Below are 17,526 nucleotides of genomic sequence, written 5' to 3' on the forward strand. Positions count from 1 at the left end.
ACGTTACCAATCGAAGTATTCATCCTTCTGCAGCTCTACTTCTTTCTTTTTCTTGGTGCCTTTATTTTTGAAGGCATCTTTTAGTTCTTGAACTTCCTTTTTCAGATCTGCAGAAATTTTCTTGCGAACGGCTTCTGTGTCATAAGCCACGCGATAGTTGTCTGCTGTACCTGTAATCTTTAGGAATAATTTACTCTGGCCCGAACCATCTTCTTCAACTGCATTTTGAGATTCCGGATCTGTAAACTTCCGCTTACGAAGGGGCGTGACGATACGATAATCGATTTGTTGATCGAACGTATGTGTGCCGCTTATTTTTAAGCTTGTAACATTCGTGCGGATTTCCATCTGTGGAATGTATACCGTTTTATTTTCGATGTGAACATCGTTCTTGAGATCCGAGAACCGCAGATGACTCAAGCCATCGTCGTCAACATACTTCTTTAATTTTAGTAGTGGTTCAAAATTGTTTAGCTCGCCCTGCTTTGCGACAAATGAAATGTCAGCGATAAGTGTTTCTTGAAACAATTTTAAATTCTGGTTCAGTGTCATCTCAAGATTAACGTTGGCGTCTACCAAACCCTTCAGGTGTTTGTCTTCGATGAAGTCCTGTTTGAAGTTTTCAAAAACATAAAACACGCTGTCGATATGGATGCCTTGGAGTTTAAAGTCACTAACAACATCTATTGCTTTGGGATTATGTGCATCGACAATTCCAGAAAATACTAGCCCGCCGCCCATCGTATTCATCGTGATACTGCGCGAAACTGCCATTTCATTCTTGACCAGCAAATCACCCTTGAGGTTATGCGCATGAAAGCGTTTATATTTCATCGCCTTCACATCGCAATTGAAATTGAGGTTGATATTGCGCGAGATGCTGAATTGGTATTCTTGCGTTGCGCCAGCAGAAGGTTCGCCGAAGCCGATTGCAAACAACTGGTCGAGGTCTACAAAGTTTGATTTTAGATCTGTCTCTATCCCGATAGGTTGATCATCGAATAAAAGAAACGTGATGATGTTTTTAAAGAATCCATTGAGTAAGAAATCACTGTTGCCAAATTTGCATGATACATTACTCAGTGCAAGATCGTTGTTGCTGAACTGTAGATTGCCGTTTAGATTGTTAAGCGAAATCTTATCTTTTCCATAGTTAAAGCTGATTTGTTGGAGATCAATCGTTCCTTGTGTTGTAACGCGTTGCGCGGTGGTTCGTTTTTTAAGCATGGCTAACTTACCTTCAAAAGCGATGTCGGCGTGTAGCGATCCCGTTACGTTTGTGATATTCTCCATTGGGTAAAATCCCATAACAGCGGCAGCATCTACCTTGCCGTTAAAATTACAGATCACCTCTGGATCGTTGAAGTTTTGGATAATTAGATTTGCCGTAAATGATTCGTTGTTGAGATTGCCCTGAATGTTTTTTAAGATTAACACGGCTTTGTCAGAATCAGTAATATCCGCACTCGCAAAAGAGCCATCTAAGGTGGCGTTCTCAATCCGTGACTTGTATTCAGGATGAAATATCGTAGCATCGTTAAATCCGAAGTCGACCGTGAAGGATGGGTTATGCTTTTTGCTAAGCTCGCCTTTCAATTTTGCATTGAAGTAAACGTCGCCGTTACTTTGATATTTATTGAATCCGCTAGCAATTGATTCGGGCAGTAATGAAAGTATTGTCTGTATATTCGTTTCCTTGCCGATCGCCGAGATGTCGATCAAATTCTTGTGTTTCCAGACATAACTCCCTTGTATTTTGAATTCAGATCCGGAAACGCTTAGGTCAGATGGATTGATGGTAAGACTGCGCGCGTCATCGTTGTAGATTAAGCTACTGTGAATGCGAAATCCTTTTCCTCCGAGATAAGTTTGTCGATTAATGCTGAGGTCGGTTACAACATCGCCCTCAGCATCGATATGGTAAAGCGAACCATCGCTTTTGATTGACGCCAATAAATACTTGCTATCAAAATGAAGATCTTGCTCCGACTTTTGATCTGCATATCGAACTTTTGTGTTCTGAAGTTTGATGTTCTTTAGTTCAAGACGGAATGTTGATTCGGTGGACGCGCCTTCTTTTTTTGTTGAGGGTTTAACGATGTCGTAGTTGACCTGCCCTTTGTCGTTAATTTTGAGCGTTGTCTCGCTTTCTTTTAACTGCAAACCTCGAATGATATAGTCGCCTTTCCATACTTCAAATGGGTTGAGCTGGAATGAAATGGATTGTGCTGTAAGAAGGGGATAACTTCCGGGGTGACTATCTTCCACGTAAACATCGGTCAACACAATCGATAGGTTAGGGAAGTCTTCGAACAATGAGACGTCCATCTTTTTGACGTCGACTTTGGTATTGAGATGTTTATTAACTTCTGTGACAAATTGCTGAAGAATTTTGTCTTTAAACAAGAAGGCAGAGATCACCAAGGCGAGGAAGATGGTGGCGACTCCGAGGAGCACATAAAAAAATATTTTGCGCGCTAATTTCAAGGTTAAAAAACTATCGCAAAAATATATTCAATTTTCGAACCATAATTACAAAAGCGCCGAAAAGGTAGTGCCTACTCAGCTCGCCTAAAACTTCAGACCAGCAATGTTAACCGGTGAACTATTCTTAACGTGGACATTGCTTCGCGGCATTAGCACTGTGTCGTGCAATTCGGAAGGAGTAGGAGCAAATGAAAAAGGCCATCACTTTCGTGATGGCCTTTTGTGGGAGCTGAGGGGTTCGAACCCCCGACCCTCTGCTTGTAAGGCAGATGCTCTGAACCAGCTGAGCTAAGCTCCCTTAATCAATCAAAACCCCTTCGTTTTGTGAATTTGCTTCGATTTGGGACTGCAAATGTAGCAGAGATTTCTAAATGTGCAAAAAATCAGCAACCGTCAGGTTAAAAATTATTTCAAGAAATGAAAAAATGCGTAAAACAGCGTTTCTGATCGAATTAATGCTGTTTTATCGGAACCTCAATCGAAAATTCGGCGCCAGCGTTTGGCTCCGACTTAACGGAGATCGATCCACCCATCATTTCAACAAAATCTCTTGTTATCAATAACCCAATGCCAATACCCGATTCGTTTCTGGTCCCTGGCGTTGAATGTTTGCCAGCAAGGAAAAGTTTATCGAGCACTTCTTTCGGCATTCCGATCCCATCGTCCTTCACCGATATTGTATAAGTTCCATTGTTTTGTGACGATGAAACCGTGATCGCACCATTAGGGTGTGAAAATTTTATAGCGTTGGATAAGAAATTGCGCATGACAATCTTGAGTATTTCTCTATCGACATTCAAATTATCGCGACTGTTTACATTGTTTATGATCTGAATGTTCTTGTCCCCCGCGGCAAACTCTAACGAACGACTTACTTCGTTGATTAAATTTTTTGTGTCTACCTGCTCCACCACTGGCGTAAATCCTTCGAGTTGTGATTTTGACCACCGCACCAAGTTCCCCAATAGACTCGAGAGGTTGCTTAGTGACTGTTTTACTTTTCTAGAATGATTGGCTAGCTCTTCATCAGTAAGCAGATTTTGCTCCTTTAAGTGCAGTAATCCAACCAATGAGTTTAATGGTGACGCGATGTCGTGCGACAAAATTGAAATCAACTTTGTTTTCAGTTTATTCAACTCAAAGTTCTTTCGCCTCGACTCGATGAGTTGTGCGCGATGAAGAAAGCTTAGAACCCGGTGACGTTCGATGAAGAATCCAATGAGACATGATAGCGTGCAACTTAACAATATGTTAAAAGTTTGTGCTAGATGTGCTTCACCATGGTTTGAAACATGAAAAGAATAAAGGATATATGCGGCGGATAAACAGACCATCTGACCAATCTTAAATCGTGATGGATGGCCTAGGGTAGTGTTAAATCCGAACGCAAAGAGGCATGTAACGTTGGGAAGAAAGAAGTCAGGTACACCACCAAAATAGTCAATTAAAAAACCGCTGATAAAAAGCAGTGAAGACAAAAGGTAACACGCGGCATGTAGTTGTGTTACCGTAACCTTGGCTCGATAAGTGAATAATGTGCATGCGGCAAAAATGACTACGCAGATGCCGCGTAGTAAAAACACTTCGAAGAAATTTTCCGCGCGCCAATAATCAATGATGATAAATACGCTCATCATGACAGCGCCAAGGATACTGAGCCACCGGAGAGAAAATAGCTCATGCGCCAGGATTACTTCATAGTAAGTCCTTTCTTTATCCTTAGACTTAAGAATCCATTTGACGTGCATGATAACGGAGAGGTGTGTAGTCTAAGTTAACGAATTTAACGTGAACTCAAACACCAAACACTGTACCGAAGAAAATCAACGTATGTTTGCAGGGCCTCAGACTTTTACTTTGCGACCACTGCATCGATCGCCTCATGACCATTCATCGTGCTTGACTTTGGATGTAGAATCACGTTTGAATGGCATTGTTGTGTGGGAGGGAAGCAGATAGATAATCAACGCCCCAGCCATGCTAAAGAAAAAACTCACCAGGCCATGGATCAGCATGATGACGAAATGAAAAGCGATCCCCAGTAAAAAAACATATCGCTTTAGCGGATGATTTTCTTTCAGCGTGAATACCGCAAAAATCAGAAACTCCACAAATAGTGCGCCCCACGTCAAAACTGTTACCGGTACAGGTTTGGATAGCACCCATACAAAGATAGGTTGAGTGTCTGTGGTGACACCGAACATTGGGTTAAGGAACCAATAGTAAACGGCAGTCCCATCAGCCCATTCCGAAACGGAGAATTTAGAAACGCAAGCCTGAAAGTAAATGTATGCCACTTGTATTTTTATCACCACTAACGTTGAATACGCTACTAACCTTAATGATGCGTTGTGTTGATATGTATTGACGTGCCAATGGTTACGTCGTCTGTCCAGCAAACAAATTGGGATTAGCAACAATGTTAGAACGGTGACCACTTGATCGCCACCGTCGACGATGGTTGCTGTTGTCATAAACTGAAAGTTACCCACCAATGGAAAATGCATGTTACCGCTGGATAGAATCCAATGATTGTTATAGTCAATATGCCTATAGAAATCCACCGTGCGACCTCGAGATTGTCATGTAGCAAGCAGAATAAGCTAAACTTACTCACACCAATGCAACTTGGAATGTCCGGGCTTCCCACAATTGGCCTGAATACCGTTGCCGATTCATTGAAGAGTAGCGTGATGAGTGTTGCTAAAGCCAAGGATGTTCGGCAAAATCCAAGCGTATTGTCCCAAGGCGTGAAGTTCGAGACGCGTTCGTCAAAATACTTTCCAAGCTTACCAATTACTGACATACAAATTCAACTAAAACATATTGAAAGGGCATATGAATCTTCTCGGTATGTTCGCTCCATGCCCAAGGGACAGGCGCTCTTGAAACAAAGAGATATTCTCCACACAACTGGGGTGCCTTTAACTGGTTTCTTACCAAAAATTTCTTTTGTTCATCGATACAGTCAAATGTTCCTGTTGAGCAGCTATCCCATAAAACGGCAGACTGAGAAAATAACAACGCATACTCGCTACCGATAGCCCTTGCCTTTCGGCTCATTCCAAAATAATTTTCCATCGAACCATTGTAGACATGACTCGGCTGAAGCCATTGACGACCACTGTCACGCTGAAAAATGTAGATAAGATTTTCCCTTGGATTTCGAGTGAAAAAACTCCAACCTTCTGGAGCGATTGTTTTGATGATAAGCTTCGGAACATAAGGAAGAGAAACAGGATTACGCGGTAAAGAAGCAAGTACAACAGAGAAGATACATGCTATCCATAATGCACCAAGAAAAATGCATTTCCATCCAAACTTTGTGTAGTAATAGGGATCCATAAGGAATGATAAAACAGGACAAGTTTATTTCTGTAAACAAACTTGTCCTATAGATTGAAAACAGCCTTACTCCTGAGCTAACGATAGGTTCGATGCAATTGAATTAACTACCTGCTCACCGAGAAGATTTCCTGCGTCTACCGAGGCGCTTTCCTGGGTTTCGTCAACCATAACCCATACCAGCGTGATTACTACCAACGCGACAGCTGCAACAGCAATAGCAATTGGACCTACAACAAGCGCTGCCTGTTCTTTTGCCGCTGAGTTGGGAACACCGGTGTCAAGATAATTTACAGCAAGCCCACTGATTTAGCCTTGAATTCGCCTCTGTTTACAACGGAACCGCTGAGCACAACTTCTTTAAAATTTGTTTTGCTTTTAAGCTGCTGTGTAAGCTCCAGAAAATCATTTTCCTTAACGCCATACATAGATTCAATTGTTCTTACGAGAACAGCACTAGAACGTTTGAGTGCTGCAGAAATTCTTAAGTGATCTCCACTTGTAATGTCCCGCTTGAACGACTTGAAAAATAATGGGTTACTTTCTCCGATTACCTGAATTGCTTGCTGTTGGAATTTTTTAAACGCTGCAATTTCAGCTTCGCTCGTAAGGTAATTTTTGAGTTGACTTCTTTCGTACAGCTCAGGCACCATTGCGGCAACTTTGCCTTCACCAAAGAAAAGTCCTATAAACAATTCTTCACCGGTCGCGCTGCTCACCTGAGAACGTTTGCTTTCGGGCGACTGACAACTTGTGATGAAAAGTGCAAGGGCAATTACGCCGCTGACATACCATTTAGATGCGATCTTTTTAAATGTTTTCATAAGAGAAATGGGGTTAGGCTTTCAATATATAATAGCTCATTCGGATTAACCAAGAAGCACCTCTTCCTGCCTGAATACCCTTATCAAATTTTTCTTCATCGAATAAACATTTAGACATTTGCCTAAATGTTTAATTTAGTATGAATGCTTTGTTTCGTGCTTTGAATGATCCCATTCGAAGAGAAATACTGGAGATTCTCAAAAAAAAGGGAGATCTGTCGGCCGGGCAGATTGCCAATCACTTCAATGTTTCAAAACCAAGCATCTCTCACCATTTGGATTTACTGAAACAAGCATCGCTTGTTCATGTTGTGAGGGACGGACAGTTCCTCTACTATTCGATTAATACAACCATTATTGATGAACTCCTGAAATGGGCGATGAAGTTATCGACTTCCAAATAGGACGTAGGCTAATTCTAAAAACGATGAAACTCAAAACCGCAGACTTTCTAGTACTCGTTATTGCTTCCATTCCTCTTATTTACTGGTTGCAGGTTGGCCACATAATGCCTGATCGTGTACCCACGCATTGGAATATTCGTGGACAAGCAGATGCCTGGCAGAGCAGGGATGATTTGCCGGTTTTTCTAGCCGTTTTGGCTGGTGTTGGAATACTGCTTTATATCATTTTGCGCACGCTAAAAAAAATAGATCCGAAACGTTCCGCTCAACTCAATGAAGCAACAGCAATAAAAGTTGGTGTTGGAATTGTCACGATGATTACGATGCTTGGACTACTCATGCTGTATGCGCCTTTGAAAGGTTATGATATTGTTAGCGGCGTTTTTCTGCTGATTAGTTTATTCTTCGCATTTCTTGGTAACGTGATGTATAACATTAAGCAGAATTATTTTATAGGAATACGCCTTCCGTGGACACTTGACAGTGAGGATAACTGGACGCGGACACATCGTCTTGCTGGAGTGCTTTGGTTTGTAGGAGGGATTTGTTGTGCTGCACTTACCTTTTTAGTAACGCCGCAGTCAATGGCTCCTGTCTTCTTTACTGTAGCCATTAGCCTTCTCATTATTCCCAGCGTTTATTCTTTTCTATTATTCCGACGGTCAAAAGGTTAGATCAGCTTCTTGGAGAAGATTAAGATTAGACTGCTCTACCATTTCTCCTTTTAAAAGGTGACTCCATTCATTTTCATCGGCTTATCAACGAAGTCGTCCATACAGGACCTTCAGGCAATTTTCGCGATCACTCTCCGAAACGTTTGCCGTCATCACACATTATTCCAGCCATGCCTGGCATGTAAATATCCGTCAGACCTTTACTTTTGCGACCCACTTCTCCATCAGCGCTGTGATTTCATCAAGTTTCATGGGCTTACTGATGAAGTCGTCCATTCCTGCGTTGATACAATCTTGACGGTCGCTTTCCAAAGCATTTGCAGTCATAGCAATAATGATATGTTGTGATCCGTATTCTTTTCGGATGATGCGCGTTGCTTCTAGGCCATCCATGCCTGGCATTTGCACATCCATCATAATGAGGTGATAGCTTGCAGTACTCACGGCATCGATCGCTTCATGGCCATTCATCGCGCTTGTCGTTTCGTAGCCCATGCGACTAAACATTTTGCTCGCAAGCTTTTGATTGACGGCGTTATCGTCGACAATCAGAATGTTCATCGGGTAACGGTCGGCAAGCGAGGTGTTCGCATTTAATTTTCCCTGCGATGAGCCATTTGTTTCTTGCCGCTTAAGCAAATTCACGATTTGATTGCAAAGCAGGTTTTGCTTCACAGGCTTTGTGAGAATAGCAGAAAATAAATGATTGAAATCTTTGCTGCGTTCATCGCCCATGGAGCTTAACAATACAATCGGCGTATTTGGATTTTTGTCGCGAACGTTTTGCGCGAGTTGTAGTCCATTCACCTCTGGCATTTGCATGTCGGTAATGACTAAATCGAAATGCAACTGGTTCATCAATGTTACCGCCTCCGATGCAGAGGCCGCAAGTGTGGTTCTGAATTTCCAATGCTCAAGTTGATTTTTAAGAATTGTGCGATTGGTGTTGTTATCATCAACAACCAAAATCGATTTACCTTCCAATCCAGCAATGTGGGAATAAACGTACGTACGAATCGACTTAACACTTAATCCGGCTTTAATGGTAAATGTAAAAGTCGTTCCTTCTCCATCTACGCTGTCAACGCCGATGGTCCCTCCCATGAGTGTGACAAGCTTTTCACAAATCGCAAGACCAAGCCCTGTTCCGCCATATTGTCTCGAGGTTGAAGAATCAACTTGCGAGAAAGCCTTGAATAAGCGCTGGAGTTTATCTTGAGGAATTCCAATCCCGGTGTCCTTCACCTTAAAACCAAGCTCCGCAGAATCGGTGTCGGCATGGAGAAGTTGCACGCTAAGGAAGATTTCACCTTTCTTGGTGAATTTTACAGCGTTGCCAATCAGATTAATCAGTACTTGCCTTAATCGAAGGCTATCACCAACGATTTGTGATGGCACGTTGTAGTCGATTTCGTAAATCAAATCAAGCTCAAGCTCGGCGGCCTTGCTTGCAAAGAGATCGAACACCTCTTCAATCGTATTTCGCAAATCAAAATCCTTATGCTCAAGATCCATTTTGCCGGATTCGATCTTTGAAAAGTCAAGGATATCGTTGATGACCGTTAATAAATTTTCACTGCAACTTCGAATAATCGTGGCATACTCACGCTGTTCTTGGCTAAGTTTAGTTTCTGAAAGCAATGACGCCATACCAATTACACCATTCATAGGTGTTCTGATTTCGTGGCTCATGGTCGCAAGGAAAATACTTTTCGCACTGTTGGCTTGTTCCGCATCTTGTCTAGCCTTCTCTGCTTCTTGCCGTACCTTCCTTTCTTCACGCATCGATATTGCCAGCTTTTCTGTTCGCTCTTTTACAAGTCGAACGAGCTCTTCTTTCTGTCGCTTCATCACATCGACGCGCACTCGGTAGGCCCCCATAATAATACCGATCACTAAAGTAGCGGCGAGTACGCGGAACCATATCGTTTTCCAAAAAGGAGGTGTGATTGTCAGATTAACAGTCGCTATTTTATTTGACCACTGCCCACGATTATCTAATCCCTTAACTTTGAAAGTGTATTTTCCCGGATTTAAGTTTGTGTACGTAGCAATACGTTTGGTGCCGATGTAATTCCAATCTTTATCAAAGCCTTCTAACATGTACGCATATTGCTTGCGTTCATCGAGCGTATAATTGAGCGACGCAAATTCAAAGGAGAAAACAGTTTGATCGTACGGAAGCGTAATGTCATGCGTCTCGATGATCGCCTTTTTTAACAACGCATCTTCCGTGTCGGGTGTAATGGGAACGGGTTTATTGAAAATCTGAAAATCAGTGATCACCAATGGCGGATCAAATGCAAAATCTTTTACACTGTCTGGAATGAATTCATTGAATCCATTGATCCCTCCGAAAAATAATTTGCCAGATTTCGACTTACACGATGCATGCTTAAACTCGTCAGATTGTAAACCATCTGCGGTTGAGTAGTTCTTGAACGTTTTTCTTTCGTGATCAAATTTTGAAATACCTTTGTTTGTGCTGATCCAAAGGTTGCCAACGTTGTCTTCAATGATTCCGAATATAAATTCGTTCGGCAGACCATCTTTTACAAAGTAGTTAGTGAATCGTTGTGTTTGCTGATCAAAGTGATTGAGCCCCGCGGAAGTGCCGATCCAAAGATCTCCATTGTGATCCTCGGTGATGCAGGTTACGATGTTGTTGGTAATGCTATTATGGTTATTACGATGCTTGAATGCCTTGAAGGCTTTCGTTTTCTTATTGTACAAATTAAGTCCGCCACCATTGGTGCCTACCCAAAGATTTTTACGGCTGTCCTCGTAAATTTCATTGATCATATTGTGACTGATCGCCGCTGAATTTTTGGGATTAGTATGATGGTGAATAAACGAATTGGATTTTCTGTCGAACAAGTCCATACCAGCACTATATGTTCCTATCCATATATTTTTATCCGAATCTTCATACACTACCCAAACATTTGAACTACAAAGCGATGTCGTGTCTTTTGGATCATGATCAAAATGTTTAAATGTTTTTTTGTCTGGGTTAAAAACGGTAATACCATTTCCCCAAGACCCTATCCATAGGTCGTTGTTACTGTCTTCACAAATAGAAAGAATGTAATCGCCACCGATCGTATTCTTTAAATTATTGGGATCGCGTCGAAAATGTGTGAAGAGTCCTGTGTTTTGATCGAATAGATTTAATCCTCCACCGTCGGTACCTACCCAAATTCGTGCTTTTGAGTCTTCGTAAATGGCGAGCACATTGTTGTGACTAAGACTATTGGATCTCGAATTGTGCTGGTAGTGAATGAATTTATCTTTATCGCGATTGAAAATATTCAGGCCATCGCTGAACGTGCCGATCCACATGTTCCCTTTTAAATCACAATAGAGTGACCAGATGGAATTGTTGTTGATGCTGATGTCGTCGGCTTCATCTTGAACATAGACAACAAATTTTTCGGCGTTTGGATCGATGATGCAAAGGCCATTGTTTTCAGATCCCACCCAGATGTTATGCTGATAATCTTCGCGAATAGAAAGAATATGGCTTTGTGGAATTTTAATGTTACTACTGCTGCCGTTGTATCGCTGGAATTGTTCTGTCTTTTTGTCAAAGTGACAAAGTCCTCCGCCCATCGTGCCGACCCAAATACGATGACGTGAGTCTTCCATGATTGACCACACGCGATTATTACTCAGGGAATTCGCATCTGACGCGCGATGCTGAAAGGCAGTAAATTGATTACTCTTCAAGTCGAGTCGCACTAGTCCATTGTAAGTAGCGATCCAAAGATTTTTTTCATCATCTTGAATGATGTCTTTCACCACATCAGAAGCAATCGAATTGCGACTGTTACTGGCGCGATAGTGTGTGAATGTTTTTGAAGCAATATTGTATCGATCGAGGCCGCCTCCCTCATATCCGATCCACAGGCAATCTTGATCATCTAACAGTAATGTGTTTACCAGGTAGTGGCTCGAACTGGTGCTATTTGGACTACTGGTGTCGTGCGCAAGAACTTCAAAACGTTCTGTGTCACGATCAAATTTGTTTATACCACCCCACGTAGCAATCCAAATATTCCCGTGCTTGTCTTCACAGATGTCGTTGATCGTATTGCTACTGATGGAGTATGGATCGTTTTGATTGTGTTTGTAAATGGTAATCTTATACCCATCGAAGCGGTTCAACCCGTCGCGTGTTCCGAACCACATGAAACCTCTGCTGTCTTGAAAAATGCAAATCACATTACTTTGCGATAATCCCTGCGCGCTGCCGAGGTGATCAAACTTGAGGTTGCGTTTTTGCGCAGTAGTCTGAATGTGTGGAAGTACGAAAGAAAGAAAAAGTAGGAATACGCGTAAGGCGTTCCTGAAGAAGAAATTCTCGTGAGGGGGTATAGTATTGAGGGCAGTATTCAAATGTCAGTTTCCTTTCAGGAGCAAGGTCTCCCGTTCCAGGCTTCTGAGTATTTCATCCGCAAGTTGTTTAAAGTCGTTCACTTTTTGGACAGCAACGGCCTGGTTAGGTGACAGCAGTGTTTCTTTTAGCAATTCAATTTCAAGGCTGAACAGCTCATCATCAAGAATCTGAATAGTGGATTTTGTTTTGTGCGCCGCGACTCTAAACACTTGCGGGTTACTCAAGGTTATTGCCTCCGACGCAGCCTCTTTCAATTCTTGGATGTTTTCCATCATGAGCTTCATCAAATCAGCTTTAAATTCCGGATCATTATCTCCGTATTGTTCGAAGTTAATATTAATTGTTCGATGATCCGATGGTCGAGCGGGTTTCATGCAATGTATTGGTTGAGCTTTTGCATTTCATCAGCACGAAGTGGTTTTGATACAAAATCATTCATGCCGAAAAGTGATAATTTATCTTGCACATCCTCCGACGCCGAGAATGCTAAAATCGGTACAGTCTTGTAGTACGGGTCATCTAACGCGCGTATCCTGCTCGTTGCTTCGCAGCCATCCATGTCGGGCATCTGAAGATCCATCAATACAAGATTATATTTTTTCCCTTTGATCAGGTCAATTGCTTCGGAGCCATCAGAGGCGACGGTCACTTCCATTCCGCACTTCACCAAAAATCGACTGGCCATTTTTTGGTTGATAATATCATCTTCTACGAGCAGCACACTTATCATATTTCTATCCGTCTAGGGTTAAATATTCTTTTTCATGCATGCCAAAAGGCAATCACTGTTCCATTCTGAAAATGCGAAAATATCTGATGCAAGAAATGCTATACTTTCTAATTTTTTTGACGAGGGCGTCCGAATCAACTGTTGCCGAGCTCACTTTTACCCATGTTTTTGGCGTCGGAAACGCGATTTTTTGAGTGAAAACGCATGTTTTTGAAATACTTTTAATATTCCGCGTCGCCGCTTGATGTATTATCTAAGGCGAAAAAAGAGATGTCGCAATTGCCCTGTTCTTAAAAAGAGAAAGCAGATTCCTTATTCTGCAATGCTTGAAGAGCTGTCCGCATATGATGCCGCTTGTCCAATTTGATGGACACTACAACTGGTTTATCGCCATAACTCGTTGCTTGACTGCTGGCATCATTTTATAAAATAGCGATATATGATACCTATGACACAACTACAACAGAGAAGACTGATCCTCGTGTCTAATCGACTTCCTTTTCAACTGCTAGAAAAAAATGGAAAGGTTTCACTGAAGGAAAGTGATGGTGGATTGGTGAGCGCGTTAAAAAGTTTTTCTGAACGCGAAGAAGCGTCTAACTTGTTCAACGAAAAATGGTGGGTAGGAAGTGCAGATTTTCCGCAAGCACGTTGGGATAAGTTTACAGCAAAGTCAAAAGTGAAACATGCTTTTGAAATTTCACCAATTTTTATTGATACCAAAGTCTACAACAAATATTACAACGGATTTTGTAACGCAACACTATGGCCGTTATTCCACTACTTCCCTTCATTTGTTGAATACGATGAGAACACGTTTAAAGCTTATGAAGAAGTAAACAGAACCTTCGCCGATAAACTTGCTGAGATGCTAAGGCCAGGGGATATTCTTTGGATTCATGACTATCAATTGTTCCTGCTTCCGCAAATGGTTCGAGAGCGATTCCCTGATGCGACTATTGGGTTCTTCTTGCATATTCCTTTTCCGACGTTCGAGATCTTTCGACTCCTTCATCGTCCTTGGAAGGAAAAAATAATTCGCGGTCTACTAGGCGCTGATTTGATTGGCTTTCATACCAACGAATATGTTCAACATTTTCTGAAAACGGTACGCATGGTGCTTGGCTTCGATCATGAATTTAGAGTCGTTAATGCCGATAATCGATTGATCAAAGCAGACCTTTTTCCTTTGGGAATCGATGTGCAACGATTCAGTACTGCAAGCAATCTCCCTGAGGTAATTGAGCAGAAAGAACAAATCTCTAAGAACTTTGAAGGAAAGAAAATTATATTTTCAGTTGATCGGCTTGATTATACCAAGGGCGTAACCCATCGACTGGCAGGCTTCGAAAGATTTCTCGAATTGCATCCCGAATGGCGTGAAAAAGTTGTGTTTGTCATGGTCGTTGTTCCCTCGCGACAAATTATTTCAAAATACAACGAGAGAAGGAAATTAATTGAAGAGCAGGTTGGAAGAATCAATGGGAAATATTCGACGCTTCAGTGGCAGCCTGTACTCTATCGATATAGCCATCTTTCTTTCGCCGAATTGTGCGCGTTATATCAAGCTTCCGACACCGGTCTGATAACGCCACTTCGCGACGGAATGAACCTTGTCGCAAAAGAGTATGTGGCGAGCAGGGCGGACCAAAGCGGCGTGTTAATTCTAAGTGAACTTGCCGGCGCCGCCAGTGAAATGGGTGAAGCAATTCTTGTTAACCCAGTAGACAAAGAAGAAGTAGCACAAGCGATTCTCACTTCGTTGAACATGTCTCCGGCCGATCAAAAGGCAAACATGGTTCAACTGCAGAAACGCTTGCTTGACTATGACGTCACACATTGGGTAAATGATTTTTTGAGACAACTCGATGATACGAAGCAACAACAGATTGCGCAGCAAACAAGATTTGTAACACGGGCTGTAGAAGAACATCTCGTTCATGATTTTCGCGAAGCATCCAGTAGACATCTTTTTCTAGATTACGATGGTACACTTGTTCCATTTTCAAAATTCCCACGTGGTGCAGTGCCGAATAAGGATGTTATTAAAGTGTTGGAGTCACTTTCGAACCAAGAAAAAAATGAAGTGACATTGATCAGTGGTCGCGATAGTGAAACGCTAGAGAATTGGTTTAAAGATCTTCCTGTAAACATCGTTGCCGAGCATGGTGCATCGATGCGATCGCGCAATGGGGAGTGGCGACAAGAAGCTTCGTTAGACCAGTCGTGGAAGCCAATGATTAGACCGACGATGGATCTTTTTGCGCAGCGTAGTCCTGGTTCTTTTGTTGAAGAAAAGAGACACACGCTGGCTTGGCATTACCGCAATGTTGATGCTGAGTTGGGATTCACGCGATCGCGCGAGATGCTCGATAATCTTTTTCATTTAGTAAGAAATGGGCAGCTACAAGTGATTGATGGGAACAAAGTAATTGAAGTGAGGATTGCTGGCGTTGATAAAGGAACTGCTGCGAAACGAATTTTAGAAGAGAAGCCATATGATTTTGTAATGGCCATTGGTGATGATAAAACCGATGAAGATATGTTCAAGGCATTAGCGGAGCGTGCCGTCACCGTGAAAGTTGGTGGTGGAAATACATCCGCACAATACAACATTGCCTCCCAACAACAAGTCATTCAATTGCTGAACAAGTTGATGAAATGAGTAACCCACATCAATATAAAATGGGCATTGTAGGAAACTGCTCCTACCTTGCCTACATCGATCATCATGCACACATCAAGTGGCTATGCTGGCCGCGATTCGATTCTTCGTTTGTGTTCGGCTCTCTCCTCGACCAGAAGCGTGGCGGTACCTGCTTCATCCAGCCCGGCGGGGAATTTACGAGCCGTCAGTATTACATACCCAATACAAATGTATTGTGCACGGAATTTCAATGCGAAAATGGAAAGTTTCGTGTCATCGATTGTGCGCCACGATTTCAACAATACGAACGGAATTTCAAGCCGCTCATGCTTGTCAGAAAAATTGAACGGCTGGACGGAAATCCAGTGGTGAAAGTTGTGTGCAAACCTGTGGGGGCTTACGGCACACTAACGCCCGAAGTCGTGATGAGCAGCAATCACCTTCGGTATTTGAATTTCGATATGCAGATGCGTTTGACTTCAGACGTTTCTCTCTCTCATATTTTGGAAGAACAAAGTTTTGTGCTCGATCAAAATAAGTATGTGGTATTGACCTATGGTGAACCCCTTGAAGCACCACTGAAGGCAACAGCAGAAGATTTTATCAATAAAACAGTTCGTTACTGGCAGACATGGATTAAGAGTACATACGTGCCAGATATTTATCAAGACCAGGTGATTCGGTCAGCGCTTGTTTTAAAACTGCATCAGTATGAAGACACTGGGGGCATTATTGCTTCCGGCACAACAAGTCTCCCGGAGCATCATGGAAGTTCTCGCACCTGGGATTATCGTTACTGTTGGTTCAGGGATTCTTACTACACGCTCAAGGCGTTCAATGAAATGGGACACTTTGATGAACTTGAGCGCTACTTCGAATACATTCAGAATATTTTGATGCGCGAGAATGGCAGAATGCAACCATTGTATTCGATCACCGGTCAAAAAGATTTAGAAGAGATACACCTACCATTGGAAGGATACCTCGGTAATCAACCTGTTAGAATTGGTAACAAAGCAGTGCAGCAAATTCAGAATGACGTCTATGGTCAGGTGTTGGTGGGACTCTTACCGTTATACATCGATCGGCGGCTGACATTTGCGTCTAAGCAATTTTATAAGCCAATGGTAGATCGGCTACTCACCTGGATTGAGTCAACGATGGATGAACCCGACGCTGGGTTATGGGAGTTTCGAACAGTCACTCAGGTTCACACCTATACATTACTTTTTCATTGGGCTGGATGTCGTGCGGCGGCAAAAATCGGGCAAGTGATGACAGATGGTGAGTTGGTGAAACGCGCCAATGCGCTTGCGGCAATAGCGGAAGTGAAAATCGAACGCTGTTATGATGCGAAACGTGGTGCGTATACCCAGGCCGTTGGAGCAGAACATCTTGATGCCAGTACGCTGAAAATGATTACGATGGGATACTTGGATCCATCGTCAGAGAAAGCGCGAAAACATTTACGCGCACTAGAAGACTTACTGAAAACAAAGCAAGGACTGTTCTATCGCTACGTGCATCAAGATGATTTTGGCGTGCCCGAGGCCACTTTCTTGGTCTGCGCGTTTTGGTACGTCGACGCACTCGCCTGCGTTGGAAGAACAGATGACGCGCGAAATACACTCGATGGGATTCTACAATACGCGAATCACCTGGGAATTTTTAGCGAAGATGTGGGACTTGATGGCTCGCAATGGGGAAACTACCCGCAAACCTACAGTCACGTAGGACTCATCAACGCCGTATTTCGGATCGCTAAAAAAATTGACCAGCCAAACTATAAATGATATAGTACCAATTGACTTTTAACGATTAATTTTTAACGATTAATTTTTAACGAATAACGAATAACGATTAACGATTAACGATTAACGATTAACGATTAAGGGCATCTCTAAAAACCTCAGTGAAAAGCGGTAAAGATTTGCGTACTTGCTTTCAAAGTAAGGGAAATGAAAAACAAGGCGAAAGGTCTATTTGACGAACAATTCAGACTGAACAAGTTAACGA

Annotated in this window: 13 protein-coding genes and 1 tRNA gene; 4 read left to right on the forward strand and 10 right to left on the reverse strand. The window is 42.4% G+C overall.

Features of this window, described 5'->3' with window-relative positions; translation table 11 throughout:
• Nucleotides 1–3: 3 nt before the first annotated feature.
• The 7 genes from DQQ10_RS05135 to DQQ10_RS05165 all read right to left on the reverse strand — a co-directional run bounded on the left by DQQ10_RS05135 (nt 4) and on the right by DQQ10_RS05165 (nt 6,656).
• Nucleotides 4–2,487, reverse strand: a complete 2,484-nt coding sequence (locus tag DQQ10_RS05135) for an AsmA family protein (protein WP_112745685.1) — start codon at nt 2,485–2,487, stop codon at nt 4–6.
• 223 nt (nt 2,488–2,710) lie between these two features.
• Nucleotides 2,711–2,785: transfer RNA gene (locus tag DQQ10_RS05140), tRNA-Val, on the reverse strand.
• A 154-nt stretch (nt 2,786–2,939) separates the two neighbouring features.
• Complete coding sequence (locus DQQ10_RS05145) at nt 2,940–4,235, reverse strand: ATP-binding protein (protein WP_112745686.1); 1,296 nt, start codon at nt 4,233–4,235, stop codon at nt 2,940–2,942.
• Between the two features lie 132 nt (nt 4,236–4,367).
• Nucleotides 4,368–4,961, reverse strand: coding sequence for a hypothetical protein (locus tag DQQ10_RS05150; protein ID WP_112745687.1), 594 nt, complete (start codon nt 4,959–4,961; stop codon nt 4,368–4,370).
• Nucleotides 4,958–5,293, reverse strand: coding sequence for a hypothetical protein (locus tag DQQ10_RS05155; protein ID WP_112745688.1), 336 nt, complete (start codon nt 5,291–5,293; stop codon nt 4,958–4,960). Before DQQ10_RS05155 ends, DQQ10_RS05150 begins: the two co-directional genes overlap by 4 nt.
• A complete protein-coding gene (locus DQQ10_RS05160; RefSeq protein WP_112745689.1) occupies nt 5,284–5,832 on the reverse strand; it encodes an SdpA family antimicrobial peptide system protein in 549 nt (182 codons plus the stop codon). Before DQQ10_RS05160 ends, DQQ10_RS05155 begins: the two co-directional genes overlap by 10 nt.
• A 290-nt stretch (nt 5,833–6,122) precedes the next feature.
• Entirely contained in the window at nt 6,123–6,656 is a 534-nt protein-coding gene (locus DQQ10_RS05165; RefSeq protein ID WP_112745690.1) for a hypothetical protein, read from the reverse strand.
• A gap of 140 nt (nt 6,657–6,796) precedes the next feature.
• Here DQQ10_RS05165 and DQQ10_RS05170 point away from each other — a divergent pair, with 140 nt between their 5' ends.
• Nucleotides 6,797–7,060 (forward strand): autorepressor SdpR family transcription factor, encoded by a 264-nt coding sequence (locus DQQ10_RS05170; protein ID WP_112745691.1) that lies wholly within the window; start codon nt 6,797–6,799, stop codon nt 7,058–7,060.
• A 23-nt stretch (nt 7,061–7,083) separates the two neighbouring features.
• Nucleotides 7,084–7,734 carry an SdpI family protein gene (locus DQQ10_RS05175; protein WP_165823797.1) on the forward strand — a complete coding sequence of 217 codons (651 nt, stop codon included), beginning with the start codon at nt 7,084–7,086 and terminating at the stop codon, nt 7,732–7,734.
• Nucleotides 7,735–7,926: 192 nt separating this feature from the next.
• Here the strand turns inward: DQQ10_RS05175 and DQQ10_RS05180 are convergent, their stop codons facing one another.
• The 3 genes from DQQ10_RS05180 to DQQ10_RS05190 are packed head-to-tail and all read right to left on the reverse strand — an operon-like array spanning nt 7,927 to nt 12,863.
• A complete protein-coding gene (locus tag DQQ10_RS05180) occupies nt 7,927–12,132 on the reverse strand; it encodes a hybrid sensor histidine kinase/response regulator (RefSeq protein ID WP_112745693.1) in 4,206 nt (1,401 codons plus the stop codon).
• Nucleotides 12,133–12,135: 3 nt separating this feature from the next.
• Nucleotides 12,136–12,507, reverse strand: coding sequence for a hypothetical protein (locus DQQ10_RS05185; protein WP_112745694.1), 372 nt, complete (start codon nt 12,505–12,507; stop codon nt 12,136–12,138).
• Nucleotides 12,504–12,863 carry a response regulator gene (locus DQQ10_RS05190; protein ID WP_112745695.1) on the reverse strand — a complete coding sequence of 120 codons (360 nt, stop codon included), beginning with the start codon at nt 12,861–12,863 and terminating at the stop codon, nt 12,504–12,506. Before DQQ10_RS05190 ends, DQQ10_RS05185 begins: the two co-directional genes overlap by 4 nt.
• Before the next feature lie 439 nt (nt 12,864–13,302).
• Here DQQ10_RS05190 and DQQ10_RS05195 point away from each other — a divergent pair, with 439 nt between their 5' ends.
• Together DQQ10_RS05195 and DQQ10_RS05200 are read left to right on the forward strand one after the other, a co-directional pair.
• Entirely contained in the window at nt 13,303–15,528 is a 2,226-nt protein-coding gene (locus DQQ10_RS05195) for a bifunctional alpha,alpha-trehalose-phosphate synthase (UDP-forming)/trehalose-phosphatase (protein WP_221409660.1), read from the forward strand.
• Entirely contained in the window at nt 15,525–17,303 is a 1,779-nt protein-coding gene (locus DQQ10_RS05200; RefSeq protein ID WP_112745697.1) for a glycoside hydrolase family 15 protein, read from the forward strand. Before DQQ10_RS05195 ends, DQQ10_RS05200 begins: the two co-directional genes overlap by 4 nt.
• The last annotated feature ends 223 nt before the right edge of the window (nt 17,304–17,526 follow it).

This window comes from Pseudochryseolinea flava (assembly GCF_003286915.1).
In the GTDB taxonomy this organism is placed as follows: domain Bacteria; phylum Bacteroidota; class Bacteroidia; order Cytophagales; family Cyclobacteriaceae; genus Ohtaekwangia; species Ohtaekwangia flava.

Bases quoted from the DNA above. Each gene is read 5' to 3' on its own strand.
- DQQ10_RS05145 (WP_112745686.1), bottom strand. From the start codon at position 4,235: ATGCACGTCAAATGGATTCTTAAGTCTAAGGATAAAGAAAGGACTTAC.
- DQQ10_RS05150 (WP_112745687.1), bottom strand. From the start codon at position 4,961: ATGACAACAGCAACCATCGTCGACGGTGGCGATCAAGTGGTCACCGTT.
- DQQ10_RS05155 (WP_112745688.1), bottom strand. From the start codon at position 5,293: ATGTCAGTAATTGGTAAGCTTGGAAAGTATTTTGACGAACGCGTCTCG.
- DQQ10_RS05160 (WP_112745689.1), bottom strand. From the start codon at position 5,832: ATGGATCCCTATTACTACACAAAGTTTGGATGGAAATGCATTTTTCTT.
- DQQ10_RS05165 (WP_112745690.1), bottom strand. From the start codon at position 6,656: ATGAAAACATTTAAAAAGATCGCATCTAAATGGTATGTCAGCGGCGTA.
- DQQ10_RS05170 (WP_112745691.1), top strand. From the start codon at position 6,797: ATGAATGCTTTGTTTCGTGCTTTGAATGATCCCATTCGAAGAGAAATA.
- DQQ10_RS05175 (WP_165823797.1), top strand. From the start codon at position 7,084: ATGAAACTCAAAACCGCAGACTTTCTAGTACTCGTTATTGCTTCCATT.
- DQQ10_RS05185 (WP_112745694.1), bottom strand. From the start codon at position 12,507: ATGAAACCCGCTCGACCATCGGATCATCGAACAATTAATATTAACTTC.
- DQQ10_RS05190 (WP_112745695.1), bottom strand. From the start codon at position 12,863: ATGATAAGTGTGCTGCTCGTAGAAGATGATATTATCAACCAAAAAATG.
- DQQ10_RS05195 (WP_221409660.1), top strand. From the start codon at position 13,303: ATGATACCTATGACACAACTACAACAGAGAAGACTGATCCTCGTGTCT.
- DQQ10_RS05200 (WP_112745697.1), top strand. From the start codon at position 15,525: ATGAGTAACCCACATCAATATAAAATGGGCATTGTAGGAAACTGCTCC.